10 protein-coding genes are annotated in these 12,827 nt (G+C 74.5%); 9 read left to right on the forward strand and 1 reads right to left on the reverse strand.

Features of this window, described 5'->3' with window-relative positions; all coding sequences use genetic code 11:
* The first annotated feature begins 204 nt into the window (after positions 1-204).
* The 9 genes from CBOVI_RS02165 to CBOVI_RS02205 all read left to right on the forward strand — a co-directional run bounded on the left by CBOVI_RS02165 (position 205) and on the right by CBOVI_RS02205 (position 11,337).
* The gene (locus CBOVI_RS02165) at positions 205-3,381 is read left to right on the forward strand and encodes an FtsK/SpoIIIE domain-containing protein (RefSeq protein WP_221190614.1); all 3,177 of its coding nucleotides are present in this window, start codon (positions 205-207) and stop codon (positions 3,379-3,381) included.
* Entirely contained in the window at positions 3,378-4,844 is a 1,467-nt protein-coding gene (locus tag CBOVI_RS02170) for a type VII secretion-associated protein (RefSeq protein ID WP_183273734.1), read from the forward strand. The genes CBOVI_RS02165 and CBOVI_RS02170 overlap by 4 nt, the downstream gene beginning before the upstream one ends.
* Positions 4,845-5,084: 240 nt before the next feature.
* The gene (locus tag CBOVI_RS02175; RefSeq protein WP_010265359.1) at positions 5,085-5,372 is read left to right on the forward strand and encodes a WXG100 family type VII secretion target; all 288 of its coding nucleotides are present in this window, start codon (positions 5,085-5,087) and stop codon (positions 5,370-5,372) included.
* Positions 5,373-5,452: 80 nt separating this feature from the next.
* Entirely contained in the window at positions 5,453-5,734 is a 282-nt protein-coding gene (locus CBOVI_RS02180; RefSeq protein WP_010265362.1) for a WXG100 family type VII secretion target, read from the forward strand.
* Positions 5,735-6,066: 332 nt separating this feature from the next.
* Positions 6,067-6,510 (forward strand): 50S ribosomal protein L13, encoded by a 444-nt coding sequence (rplM, locus tag CBOVI_RS02185; protein ID WP_010272244.1) that lies wholly within the window; start codon positions 6,067-6,069, stop codon positions 6,508-6,510.
* Positions 6,507-7,019: a 30S ribosomal protein S9 gene (gene rpsI / locus CBOVI_RS02190; protein WP_010272240.1), complete on the forward strand. Its 513-nt coding sequence runs from the start codon at positions 6,507-6,509 to the stop codon at positions 7,017-7,019. The genes rplM and rpsI overlap by 4 nt, the downstream gene beginning before the upstream one ends.
* Positions 7,020-7,382: 363 nt before the next feature.
* The gene (glmM, locus tag CBOVI_RS02195) at positions 7,383-8,726 is read left to right on the forward strand and encodes a phosphoglucosamine mutase (RefSeq protein ID WP_029157987.1); all 1,344 of its coding nucleotides are present in this window, start codon (positions 7,383-7,385) and stop codon (positions 8,724-8,726) included.
* A 138-nt stretch (positions 8,727-8,864) separates the two neighbouring features.
* Positions 8,865-9,293 carry a hypothetical protein gene (locus tag CBOVI_RS02200; protein ID WP_010272233.1) on the forward strand — a complete coding sequence of 143 codons (429 nt, stop codon included), beginning with the start codon at positions 8,865-8,867 and terminating at the stop codon, positions 9,291-9,293.
* Positions 9,294-11,064: 1,771 nt separating this feature from the next.
* A complete protein-coding gene (locus tag CBOVI_RS02205; protein WP_125186018.1) occupies positions 11,065-11,337 on the forward strand; it encodes a hypothetical protein in 273 nt (90 codons plus the stop codon).
* A gap of 445 nt (positions 11,338-11,782) precedes the next feature.
* On the opposite strand, the gene CBOVI_RS02210 is transcribed toward CBOVI_RS02205, so the two are convergent.
* Positions 11,783-12,661, reverse strand: a complete 879-nt coding sequence (locus CBOVI_RS02210; protein WP_010274513.1) for a dienelactone hydrolase family protein — start codon at positions 12,659-12,661, stop codon at positions 11,783-11,785.
* Between the last annotated feature and the right edge of the window lie 166 nt (positions 12,662-12,827).

Genomic DNA, 12,827 nt, shown 5'->3' on the forward strand with positions numbered 1-12,827 from the left:
TGTGCTGTAGGGTGTCGGGGGAACGCGGTGCCGGGGCGGAGGGGTGCCGCGCGGGGTGGGGGACGCCGTTCCCGGCCCCGGGGTCCGCCCGGGTGCGTCGGTGCACCGGGGGACCGGGGGAGCTCCGCCGGGGGAGGGGACGCCGTGAAGGTCAAGGCACCGCCGTCTGTGCCACAGGAGGCGCAGCCGTTCACCAGGCTCGTCATGCCCGTCGTGATGCTCGTCGCGGTCGGGGGCATGGTCGGGGCGATGGTGCTCTCGGGTGCCGGCCGGTCGCCGATGACCTTCGCGTTCCCGCTGATGATGGTGGGGTCGGTCATCGCCTCGCTCGCCCCGCGTCAGGATGTCGACGGCCGCCGCCGCGCGTACCACCGTCACCTCGGGGAGGTTGTGGAGGAGGTCGCGGAGTCCCGACGCCGCCAGCGTGAGCGGGCCGCGGCGGCGCACCCGGACCCGGACGTGCTGTGGACGCTGACGGGGACGGGGACGTCGGCCCCCGCCGGGGTCGTCCGCGTCGGGGTGGCCGGCCAGGCCCCGGACGAGCCGCTGGACGTCGCGGTGACCGGGTCGCCGGAGGATCTCGAACCGCTGTGCGTGGCGTCGCTGCGGAACCTGCTCGACGCGGCGGCGACGGTCCCGGGGCCGGTCTCGGTCGACCTGCAGGACTGCGCATGCGTCGTCGTCACCGGGCCGCGCGGGCCGGGGCTCGTGCGCGCGATGCAGGCGCAGCTCGCCCTCCACGACCCGGCGGCGGTGACCGTGCGGGGGCCGCACGACCGGTGGCTGCCGCACCACGGTCCCCTCACGGTGACGTTCGCGGACGGGTCGGCGCCGGTCGCCCGGGGCACGGTCGTGCACTCGCCCACCCCGGAGTGGGAGGAGTTCGCCCGGCGGGAGGGGGTGTTCCTCGACGCCCGGGACGACGGCACCCTCGCGGTGTGGGCGTCCGGGGGCTGGCGTGACACGGGGCGGGCGGACCAGTTGAGCGACGTGGAGCTCGAGCTCGTGTGCCGGCGGCGCGCCCGGTGGGAGGACCGGGGGTCGCTGCTCGACCTGCCCGGCGGGGACCTCACGGCCCCGGTCGGGGTGGTCGTGGACGACGGGCCGCAGTCCGGGCGGCCGTTGACGCTCGACATCCGGGAGTCCGCCCTGGGCGGCATCGGCCCGCACGGCCTGTGCATTGGTGCGACCGGGTCGGGGAAGTCGGAGTTCCTGCGCACGGTCGTCGTGAGCTTCGTCCACCACCACCCGCCGGAGGAGCTCAACGTCGTGCTCGTCGACTTCAAGGGTGGTGCGGCGTTCCTCGGGCTCGAACGACTGCCGCACACGAGCGCGGTCATCACGAACCTCTCGGAGGACGCGGTGCTCGTCGACCGGATGCAGGATGCGCTGCTGGGGGAGATGCACCGCCGGCAGGAGCGGCTCCACGCGGCGGGCCTGTCGACGGCGGCGGAGTTCAACCGCCGGTGGCCGGGCGAGATGCCCGCCCTGCTGATCGTCGTCGACGAGTTCTCCGAGCTCCTCCACGCCCGCCCCGAGTTCGCCGACGTCTTCGCGGCGGTCGGGCGCCTCGGGCGGAGCCTGCGGATGCACCTGCTGCTCGCCTCGCAGCGTCTGGAGGAGGGTCGGCTGCGCGGACTGGAGTCACACCTGAGCTACAGGATCGCGCTGCGCACGTTCTCCGCGCAGGAGTCCCGGGCGCTCATCGGCACGTCGGCGGCCTATGAACTGCCGCCGCAACCGGGTGCGGCGATCCTCGCCGCGCAGGGGCACACCGTGCGGTTCCAGGCCGCGTACGTGTCCGGCCCGGAGCATCCGCGGGAGCGGCGGGTCGTCCGCCCGCTGGGGAGTGAGCCGGAGGCGACGCGGAGCACGTTCGACCTCGTCGTCGACAGCCTCGCCGGACCGTGCCGCCACCCGGTGTGGCTGCCACCGCTGCCGGCCGAGCTGCCGGCCAGCGCCGTCGTCGTGGAGTCCGAGCCGCTCACGGCCGTCGTCGCGCGGGAGGACCTGCCGTTCGAGGGGCGGCAGCAGCCGTTCACGATGGACCTCCGGCGCCGGCACTGGATCGTCGTCGGACGCCCGCAGTCCGGCAAGACGACGCTGGTCCGGGCGGTCGCCCTGGCCCTCAGCCTGTCGAGCCCCGGGGTCGCCGTCTACGTCGTCGACGGCGGGGGTGCACTCACGGAGCTCGGCCGGTTGCCGCAGGTCGCCGCCGTCGCGGGCCCCGGTCTCGTCGACCGGGTGCTCGACGACGTCCTCCTGCGCATGGAGTCCCGGTCGCCCACGGTGCTGCTCGTCGACGGGCTCGACGCCGTCGGCGACGACCCCCGGCTCGTGGACATCGCGACGCGCGGGCTGGACCGCGGGACGCACCTCGTCGTCACGTCCCTGCGGTGGATGATCCGCCCGCAGCTGCGCGACGCCCTCACCGGGGCCGTCGAGCTCGCGGTGGACCCGGCGGAGTCACGGTTCCGCCGGGCGCAGGCGGCGATGCCCGACGTCCCGGGGCGTGGACTGTCGCCGGCGGGGCGGCAGATCCAGGTCGTCACCGTCACCGCGCAGGACATCGGGCACGGCCGCCGGGTCGCCGTGGGCCGCGGGGAGCCGGAGCTGCGGATGCGGGTCCTCCCGGCGCACCTCACCCGTGCTGACCTGGCCGGACTCGTCGACGTCGGACGTGCCCGGGGCCGCCACCGCACCGCGGGCGACCCGCTGCTCCGCCTGGACGGCGTGCCCCTCGGGGTCGGTGGGCCGCGGCTGGAGCCGGTGACGTGGGACCTCGGCGGCCACCCCCACCTCACCGTCGTCGGGGAGGCCGGCGCCGGCGCGACCACCGCCCTGCGCACCGTCCTGCGTGGTCTCGCGGCCATCGGGGAGGACCAGCCCGGGTCCGTGCGGCTGCTCACCGGCGACGTCCGCCGTGGGCTCCTCGGCGAACCCGGCTACCGCAGCGGGGCCGCCTGGGCTGCTGAGCTGGAGGACATCGTCGAGACCCTCTCCCACCGGATCCCCGCGGACCTGGACGGGCTCACCCCCACCCAGGTCCGGGAACGGTCCTGGTGGGACGGGCCGGAGATCGTCCTGGTCGTCGACGACGCCGACCACGTCGACCCGGCCCTCACCGGGGCCCTGGTGCCGCTGCTCCCGCACGCGCGCGACATCGGGTTGCACGTGGTGCAGGCGCGGCGCAGCGGGGGGATGTCGCGGGCGGCCTTCACCCCGTTCCTCCAGGGGCTGCGGGACCAGTCGGCGTGGCTGCTGCTCTCCGCGCCGAGGGACGACGGGCCGGTCGCGGGGCAGCAGCTGGGTCCGCGGCCACCGGGACGGGCGGTGCTCGTCCAGGATGAGGCCTGGCAGGTGCAGGTGGCGCAGCCGTGAACGGGTTTGTCGCGGGCGCGGTGGCGCTGTCGGAGTCCGGGATCCTCGTCAACGGGATGTCGGCCACGGACCTCATCACGGGGGCGCAGGTCACCGGGGAGGGTGAGCTCGTCGCGGAACCGCACGAGGTGAGGTACCGGGGGTCGCCCGTGTCCGTCGACGCGTTGACGGTGCTGCGGCGACTCGTCGGGGACCTGCTCGAGCAGCGCCGGGAGTTCGACGCGCGGCAGGACCCGAACGTGCCCGTGACCTCGGTGTTCGCGCCCGCCCGGTCCGGTCTGGTGGAGAGGTGCCCGTGGGGGCTCGGGGCGGCGGTCCCAGACGTGGTTGTCGTCGGACCGTACGCCGACGTCGTCGCCGACCACCTGCGGGTCACCGGGCTGCGGGCGCGGACCGTCGACCTCGCGGCGTGCCTGCGGATCGCCGCGGAGCTCGCCGAGGTGGAGCGTGAGCTGGAGGCGCTGGCCGGTCATCCCGCCCGGGTGGGGCGCGGGGTGGCCGCGGGTGTCGACGGAACAGCTGCCGGTGTGGACGCCCCCGCCGGAGCCGACGGTGCAGCCGGTGCAGCCGGTGCCGACGGTGTGGGTGACGCGGCCGTCGGAGCGGACGGTGCCGACGCCGCCGGCGGGCCCGAGCGGGAGCGCGCCCGGGACCTCGTGGTCCGCGGCGTCGCCCGGGTCTGCGCCGCCGCACCGGGGCGTGACCGGGCCCGGGTGTCCGGGGCGGTTGCGCGGCCGGCCCTGGCGGTGGCTGTCGCGGCGTGCGCCGGGGTGGCTGTCGCGGCGGTGTGGAGCGTGCGTGGCGGAGACGGGGCGTCGTCCCCGACCGGGGTGGCCGCGACGGCGACGACGACGGCGGGCACGGGCACGGCAGGGGCCGGACGGTCGGCCGCGGCCGGGGCGACGACCACGCCCACGACGGCATCTCCCCCGGGGTCGGGCGCGCCGGGACCGGGTGGGGCCGTGCCCCGGGGTCCGGGCCGCGACGGGCCAGGTGGCGCGGCGGGCGCGGCTGGCCCGGCTGGCGCGGCGGGGGCGAACCCGGACGACGGCCCGGCCGGGACCGGCGGGTCGACGGGGCCGACCGGGGTGGGCGCGCGGTCCGCGCTGCCCGTCGACGTGACCGTGCCCGGGTGGCGGCTCACGGACGTCGCCGGCCGACGCGAGACCTGGGTGTCCGACGACCCGGGGATGAGGGTGATCGTCGCCGCGACGAACGTGCCGGTGCGCAGTCAGGACGCCCTCGACACCGCGGTGCTCGACGCGCTCGCCGCCGCGTCCGACCTGACGGTCACCGGCACGGGGCCGGTGCGGTACGAGGAGCGGTTCCCCGGGTCGCTCACCGCGTGGACGGTCCGGTTCATCGACGGCGCGCAGGTCTCCGTGGGCTGTCAGTACCGGGAGGCGACCGAGGAACGCCGTCGGGCCTGCGAAGCCGTCACGTGGACGGTGGTGAAACGGTGACCGGGGACGGTGGTGACGTGCTGATCGACAACGCCGGCGACGTGCTGAACGACAACGCCGGCGAAGCGGTGACCGGGGACGCCGTCACACCCGATCCGGGGTGGGACCGGGGTCCTCCGCCGGGACGGGGGAACCGGGCGGCGGGAACCGGGGACTAAAGAGATGTCGTGGTCGGTGGGCCGCGACCGCCCCGCCGGAGCGGCCGGGGCGCATCGACGACACAGGACACAGGGGGAACCAGTGAACTTCAGGACGACGACCGACGTCATGCACGACGCGGCCGGGAAGGTGGACACGGTCAACTCCGAGGTGCAGGCGGAACTCCGCAGGCTCCAGGGGACCGTGGACTCAGTCTCCGGGGCCTGGCAGGGCGAGGCCCAGGCCGCGTTCGGGCAGCTCATGGTGCGGTGGAACGACTCCGCCCGGGAGCTGCACCAGGCGCTGACCAGCATCGCGGAGAACATCCGCGCCAACGCCCGCGGCTTCGCGCAGGTGGAGGCGGACAACGCGGCGGCGTTCCGCGTCTGATCCCGCACCGCCGGCCGGCCGTGAGCCACGGACCGGCCACGACACCAGGAACATTCATCTCACCGAAGGGGGAGGCGGACATGATTCGCTACGATTTCGCGCAGATCGCGCAGGCTGCCACGGACATCCAGGCCACCAACGGCCGGGTCGGCACGATGCTGGACCAGCTCAGACAGGACCTCGCGCCGATGGTCGCCGAGTGGCAGGGGGACAGTGCCGACGCGTACCAGGCGGCTCAGCGCCGGTGGGACGCGGCGGCGGAGGAACTCAACGCCGTGCTGTCCACCATCGCCCGTGCCGTGGGCGACGCCAACGACCGGATGGCCCGGATCAACACGAGTGCGGCGAACAGCTGGGCCTGACACCCGCCCGGCCCGGTCCCGGGGCCACCGGCGCAGGCACGCGCCGGGCACGCACCCGCCCGCCCGCCCGGCCGCACCCGCCCGCCCGGCCGCACCCGCCCGGCCCTGCTCACGCGCCGGGGGCCACCTCGTGCGGCGTCGAGCCCCCGGGTGGGCGGGAGGGATTTCAGATCCCGGGTCCTGTCCACTAAAGTCGTTCGGGTTGCGATCCATCCTCCCTGACGTGCCGGTCACCGGTCGTCGGGGACGGCGGATCGACCCACGGGTCTCCACCGGCCGCCGTGGGTGAGACAGCGCCGGCTGGCAGTTCCATCGAGACCAAGGAGAAAGTCTTGACTACTTTCCACCCGAAGAGCGGTGACATCACCCGTAAGTGGTATGTCATCGACGCCACTGACGTGGTCCTGGGTCGCCTCGCCGTCACCGTCGCAGACCTGCTGCGCGGTAAGGGTAAGCCCCAGTACGCGCCGAACGTCGACTGCGGTGACTACGTCATCGTCGTCAACGCCGACAAGGTGCACATCTCCTCGAACAAGCGTGACCGTGAGTTCCGTTACCGTCACTCCGGTTACCCGGGCGGTCTGAAGACCCTGACCCTGGGTCGCTCGATGGAGCTGCACCCCGAGCGCGTCGTCGCCGAGGCCATCGAGGGCATGATGCCCCACAACAAGCTGAGCCGCGCCTCCGTCAAGAAGCTGCGCGTCTTCGCCGGCCCCGAGCACACCTTCGCTTCCCAGAAGCCCGAGACCTACACGATTGAGCAGGTGGCACAGTGACCGAGAACGAGAACTACGAGGCGACCGAGGCCGTCAACGAGGAGTTCGTCGCGACCATCGGTGAGTCCATCGCCGATGTCGAGACCGTCGCGGACGACGCTCCCGTCGCCGTCCAGCCGTTCGAGGGCCCGATCCAGACCGTCGGCCGTCGTAAGCGCGCCATCGTGCGCGTCCGCATGGTCGAGGGTTCCGGTCAGTTCACCTGCAACGGCCGGACCCTGGAGGACTACTTCCCGAACAAGCTGCACCAGCAGCTCATCAAGGCGCCGCTGGTCCTGCTGGAGCGCGAGCTGCAGTTCGACATCCAGGCGACGCTCAACGGTGGCGGCCCGTCCGGCCAGGCCGGTGCGATGCGCCTGGCCATCGCCCGCGCCCTCAACAAGTACAACCCGGAGGAGCGTGGCGAGCTGAAGAAGGCCGGCTTCCTCACCCGTGACGCCCGCGCCGTCGAGCGCAAGAAGGCCGGTCTGCACAAGGCCCGCCGCGCGCCGCAGTACTCCAAGCGCTGATCCGGCGCCGGGGCGACCCGGAGTACAGGAGAGCGCAGCCCGCACCGGTCACTGTGGCCGGGCACTGCGGCTCCACACCACCCCACGGACCTCACGGTCCGCGGGGTGGTTCTGCGTTCCGGGGGTTGTGCGGGGCGCTCCCGCGGGGTGGTTCTGCGTTCCGGGGGTTGTGCGGGGCGCTCCCGCGGGGTGGTTCCGCGTTCCGGGGGGTGTGCGGGGCGCTCCCGGGGGGTGGTTCCGGGGGCGGGCTGGTTCGCCGTTCAGTGGCTCCGTCGGCACCCGAACCGTGCCCTCCCACACCACCCGGCCCCGCCCCCGTGGCGCACGGAACGCACGGACACCCGGCAGGTAGAATGCCCTTTCATGACACGACTGTTTGGAACGGACGGCGTCCGGGGGCTGGCGAACCTGGAACTGACGGCGCCGATGGCCATGCGGCTGGGCGCCGCCGCTGCACGGGTGCTCACGGAGACGGCGGCGAATTCGCAGCGCAAGCCCACCGCGGTGATCGGCCGCGACCCCCGGATCTCGGGGGAGATGCTCTCGGCGGCACTCGCCGCGGGGATGGCGTCGCAGGGTGTGGACGTGCTCCAGGTCGGCGTGCTGCCCACCCCGGCTGTCGCGTTCCTCACGGGGGATTACGGCGCTGACATGGGTGTGATGATCTCCGCCTCGCACAACCCGATGCCGGACAACGGCATCAAGTTCTTCGCCGCGGGCGGCCACAAGCTCGATGACTCGGTCGAGGACGAGATCGAGGCCACGATGCTGGAGCTGGAGGAGACGGGCCCGACGGGCGCGGGGATCGGCCGGATCATCGAGGAGGACAACGACGCCCTGGAGCGCTACCTCTTCCACCTCGGCGAGGCGGTCCCGACGCCGCTGGACGGCATCCGCGTGGTCGTGGACTGCGCGAACGGTGCGGCGTCGCAGGCGGCGCCGATGGCGTACGCGGCGGCCGGCGCGGACGTCGTCGCGATCCACGACCGCCCGAACGCCCTGAACATCAACGACGGCTGCGGGTCGACGCACATCGACGTGCTGCAGGAGGCGGTCGTGGAGCACGGCGCGGACCTGGGCCTGGCCCATGACGGGGACGCGGACCGGTGTCTGGCGGTGGATTCGGAGGGGACCGTCGTCGACGGTGACCAGATCATGGCCGTGCTCGCGGTGGCGATGAAGGAGGACGGCGAGCTGAAGAAGAACACCCTCGTCGCGACGGTGATGTCGAACCTGGGTCTGTCCCTGGCGATGGAGTCACAGGGCATCACGGTCCGGCAGACGCGGGTGGGGGACCGGTACGTGCTCGCGGATCTGCGGACCGGGGATTTCTCGCTCGGCGGGGAGCAGTCGGGCCATGTGGTCATCCCGGAGCACGGCACGACGGGCGACGGCACGTTGACGGGGCTGAGCCTCATGGCGCGGATGGCGTCGACGGGCCGGTCGTTGCGGGAGCTCGCGTCGGTGATGACGGTGCTGCCGCAGACGCTCATCAATGTCCCGGTGGAGGACAAGAGCAGGATCTCCGACGACGCCCGCGTCCGCGCCGCGGTCGCCGAGGCGGAGGCGGAGCTGGGGGAGAACGGGCGTGTGCTGCTCCGGCCGTCGGGCACGGAGCCGAAGTACCGCGTGATGGTGGAGGCGACGTCGTCGGCGGACGCCCGTCGGATCGCGGGCCGGCTCGCGTCGGTCGTCGCGGAGGTCTGACGGCCCGCCGCTCCACCCGTTTCCCACCCCCGGGGAACCTCCCCGGCTGCGGTGGAGACTAACCACTCCAGATGATCCGCCCGTGGTGTGTGGAACCGCGTCCACCCGGACGTGGGACGGTCGGTGGGAGGGGTAGAGATGGGGGATCCGCAGGTTCGCGGTGGCGGGAGTCCCGGGGAGGGGGTCGCGCCGCCGGGTGCGGCCGGTTCTCCGGCCGGTGGGGTCGCCGGGGGTGGGCTCCGGCTCGATGTTCCGGGGGCGTCCGACGCCGCCACCCGGCTGGCCGCCGTCATGGGGGACACGGTCGCGACGTTGCGGGCCACGCCGCCGACGGTCCCCGCCGGGGCGTTCGGCCGGGGGGTGGCGGCGGAGGCGGCGCGCGTGGTGTCGCTCCTCGCCGAGGCGCACCGGGTGCGTGTCGCCCACGCGGCGCGGCTCGGGGACGCCGCCGCGGACGCGGGGGTTCTCGTCCGCGCGGTGGCTGTGGCGGAGGAGGCGTCGGCGTCGTCGTTCTCCACCGGTGACCGGCCGGCGGCCCGGCCCGGGGAGGTGCGTGATGTCCGCTGAGCAGGGGGTGCTCGAGGGCGCGGTCGGCTCGCTCGCCGGGGCGGCCACGGCGTTGGGTGTGGGTGGCCCGCAGGCCCGGCGGCTCATGGATGCCGCGGCGTTCACGAGGGGGTTCGACCCGGCGGCCGTCACCGCGGGCATCCCGTCCCGTCGGCCGTCGGTGGGGACGCTGCTGACGGGCCTGAGTGAGATCTCGTCGGTGGTCTCGGCGTTGATCGACGTCGCGGGGACGGTGCCGTCCGGTGCGCTGTCCGGGGCGTCCGAGGAGCGCAGCGAGCAGGACCGCCGGGCCGCGGACGCGGAGCGGTCGGTGTGTTCGTGTGCGTCGGCGATGGGGACGGTGCAGTCGGGGGCGGTCGCGGCCGTCGAGTCGGTCGTCGCCGGGGCCGTGGCGCTCTGCGGGGGCCTGGGTGGCGCGGGGGTGCTGGCGCCCCCGGTGCTCGAGGCCGCCCGGGAGGTCATCCGCACGGCGTTGTCCGTGGTCAGCGGCATTCTCACCGGCCGGAACGAGCTGCTGCTGCAGTGCATGGGGGTTCTCGAGAAGACGGTGGCGCCGGCTGCGGTCCCCGGGAGGTGCGACGTCCCCCTCAGCGTCGCGCCGCCTCCGCCTCCGGTGCCGTCGGAGCCGGCGTGCCCGGGGGTGCCGTCCGTGCCGGCGTGCCCGGGGGTGCCGTCCGTGCCGCCGGGCCCGGGGGTGCCGCCTGCGGCGCCTCCGCCGGTCACCCCGGCGGGGCCGGTTCCGCCGGCGCCGGCACCGACGCCGCCTGCTGCGCCCTGCCCGCCTGAGCCGACGCCGCCGGTTCCTGCGCCGCCGTGCCCGCCGCCTGCGCCGACGCCGCCGCCTCCGGTGACTCCGCCGGTTGGTCCTCCGGTTCCGCCGCCGGTGGTCCCGGATGCGCCGCCGCCGGGTGGTTCGGACTGCCCGCCGCCTGCGCCGACGCCGCCTCCGCCGCCGGTGACTCCGCCGGTTGGTCCTCCGGTTCCGCCGCCGGTGGTGCCGGATGTGCCGCCGCCGGGTGGTTCGGACTTTCCGCCGCCTGCGCCGACGCCGCCTCCGCCGCCGGTGACTCCGCCGGTTGGTCCTCCGGTTCCACCGCCGGTGGTGCCGGATGCGCCGCCGCCGGGTGGTTCGGAGTGCCCGCCGCCTGCGCCGACGCCGCCTCCGCCGCCGGTGGTGCCGGATGCGCCGCCGCCCGGTGGTGCGGACTGCCCTCCGCCTGCTGCGCCGCCCACGTCGCCGGACGGTGCGTGTTGCCACGGAACGGCGACGGGAACGTCGTGCTGCTGCGTCACGCCGGCACCGTCGGCGACGGCCTCTCCGGCACCGTCCGAGGCACCGTCGTCTGCGGTACCGACGGTGTCCTCGACTGCGTCATCGGTGGTGTCGTCAGCGGTGTCGTCGGGGGTGGACGTCGTCGACTCCGCACTCCACCACGCCACCGGCACCGTCCACGGTCGGGCTGCGGATGCGCGCATCGTTGAGGGGTCCGTCGGGACCCTTACCGGGTCGGCGACGGCTCCGGCCGGGGTGACCGGAGCACTCGGCGGTGACGGAGCAGGTTCGGGTGCGCAGCCCCAGTTCCATGAGCCACAGTCCGGAGAGCCACAGTCCGGAGAGCCCCAGTTCCGTGAGGCCGGGTTCGTTCAGACCGGGATCGGGGCTGCGCCGGCACCGGACGTCGGACCGGGGCCGGGTGTGGAGCCGACGTGGAGTGTCGACGGTGTCGCGCCGGCACCGGACGCGGGACCAGACATGGGGCCGGGACCTGACGTGGGACCTGACATGGGGCCGGGGCCGGAACCGGTTGCGACGGATGCGCCGGACCCGGTGTGGACCGGGGACGTCGGTGCTCCGGGGGCGGGCGTGGAGCCGTCGGCGGAGTCGTGGCGTCCGGACGTCTGGACTGCCGGTGCGTTGGACGGCGGCGACACCGGCGCGTTCGCCGGAGGGGCCGGCGGGGACGCCGGTGTGTTCGAGGGGGCGGCCGCCGGGCCGTCGGACGGCGGGAACGCCGTCGGGCTGGAGAGGAGTGGAACGTGGTGACGTCGGGACCCGGGGGCACGCCCCGCGACATGCCCCGGAGCGCCGCCCGGGATGTGCCCCGCGACCTGCCCCCGGCGGGGTCGGGCGGGGATCCGTACCGGCACCTCGTTGAGGAGTACCTGGCCGGGCTGCGGGAGATCACCGCGGAGTTCGAGCGGGTGTGTGCGGAACGGGCGGACCTGCTGCGCGCACACGGTGCCTCGGGGACGCCACCCACCTCGGCTGCCTCGGCCTCGGCGGCCGCGCCGGGTGTCAGCGGGAAGGCGACCGTGCCGCAGTCCTGTGGCGGGGGAGTGCGGCTGACGCCGGCGGGAGGCCCGGTCGCAGGCCCCGGAGGCGGCGGAGTCGTCGGGGGAACCGCGGCCGGCCCGGTCGCAGGCCCCGGAGGCGTCGCCCCCGGACTCGTCGGGGGCGACGGCCGGACCGGCCCCGGCCCGGTCCTGCGCTAGAGCCGCACCTTCTCGGCCCGGCGGGCGAGGTCGGCGTTCTCCGGCAGGGAGTCGGTGAGCTCCTCGCGGGTGAAGGTCGTCGTCCCCTTGACCTTCTCGTCCGCCTCGCGGAACGCGGCGTAGGTCTTGTCCTGCCCGGCGAGGATGAACCCCGTCATCAGGGCGCGGATGACGTCCTGGCGCGACCACTCGGGCAGCCCGGTGCCCAGGAGCAGCCGCCGGCCGATCTTCTCCTGGAAGCCGGGGGCGGAGCCCTTGTCCACACGCCGGTAGATCATGTCCCCACCCCACCGGGCGGCGACACGTGCGGCGTCGCCACCGGGCACGGTCCCCAGCTTGCCGGGGGAGAAGATGAGGCCGTCCGCGGTCACGCGCTCGGCGGCGTCGTAGCAGCTGGGCGTCGTGTCCGACGGGTAGATGGTGATGACCCCGGCGAGGGCGGGCTCCGTCGCGTAGCCCTTCTGTGCCCTGGTGCCGGTGCGGCCGCTGCCGGTGAGGATCGCCGCGCCGCCGCCCATGCCGTGGCCGGCGGTGTAGAGCTGGTGCGGGGACACCGTGATGTTGCCGGTGCCGAGGCGCACCCCGGCGAGGATCTGGAGGCAGGACTCCAGGTCGGAGGCGAATCCGCGGTGGTTCGGGAACACCCCGTTCTCCGTGTCGGGGGCGGCGACGGCGATGCCCCAGCTGGCGAGGTGCCGCAGGGTGGCGTGGTAGCCGTCGATGCGGGTGCACCAGTCGTGTCCGAAGGCGACACCGGGGATGGCCTTGCCCTCGGCGGGGGTGTAGACCTTGCCGGGCAGTCCGGCGAAGGCGAGATCGCCGACGAGCACGCGGTGCGGTCCGCGCTTGGCGAGTCGGGGGACGAGGTCTTTCATTTTCTTAGCCACGCTCTCCGAGCCTAGTGGATAACGGTTTCTGTCACGACGGCACGGCCCCTCGGGAGCAGTTTCTGTCACGACGGCACGGCCCCTCGGCAGCGGTTTCCGGCACGACGGCACGGCCCCTCGGGAGCGGTTTCTGTCACGACGGGCCGGGCCGTCG

Origin of the sequence: Corynebacterium bovis DSM 20582 = CIP 54.80 (assembly GCF_030408615.1) — a bacterium.
GTDB lineage: Bacteria > Actinomycetota > Actinomycetes > Mycobacteriales > Mycobacteriaceae > Corynebacterium > Corynebacterium bovis.

Bases quoted from the DNA above. Each gene is read 5' to 3' on its own strand.
- CBOVI_RS02180 (WP_010265362.1), top strand. From the start codon at position 5,453: ATGATTCGCTACGATTTCGCGCAGATCGCGCAGGCTGCCACGGACATC.
- CBOVI_RS02165 (WP_221190614.1), top strand. From the start codon at position 205: ATGCCCGTCGTGATGCTCGTCGCGGTCGGGGGCATGGTCGGGGCGATG.
- CBOVI_RS02210 (WP_010274513.1), bottom strand. From the start codon at position 12,661: ATGAAAGACCTCGTCCCCCGACTCGCCAAGCGCGGACCGCACCGCGTG.
- CBOVI_RS02200 (WP_010272233.1), top strand. From the start codon at position 8,865: ATGGGGGATCCGCAGGTTCGCGGTGGCGGGAGTCCCGGGGAGGGGGTC.
- glmM (WP_029157987.1), top strand. From the start codon at position 7,383: ATGACACGACTGTTTGGAACGGACGGCGTCCGGGGGCTGGCGAACCTG.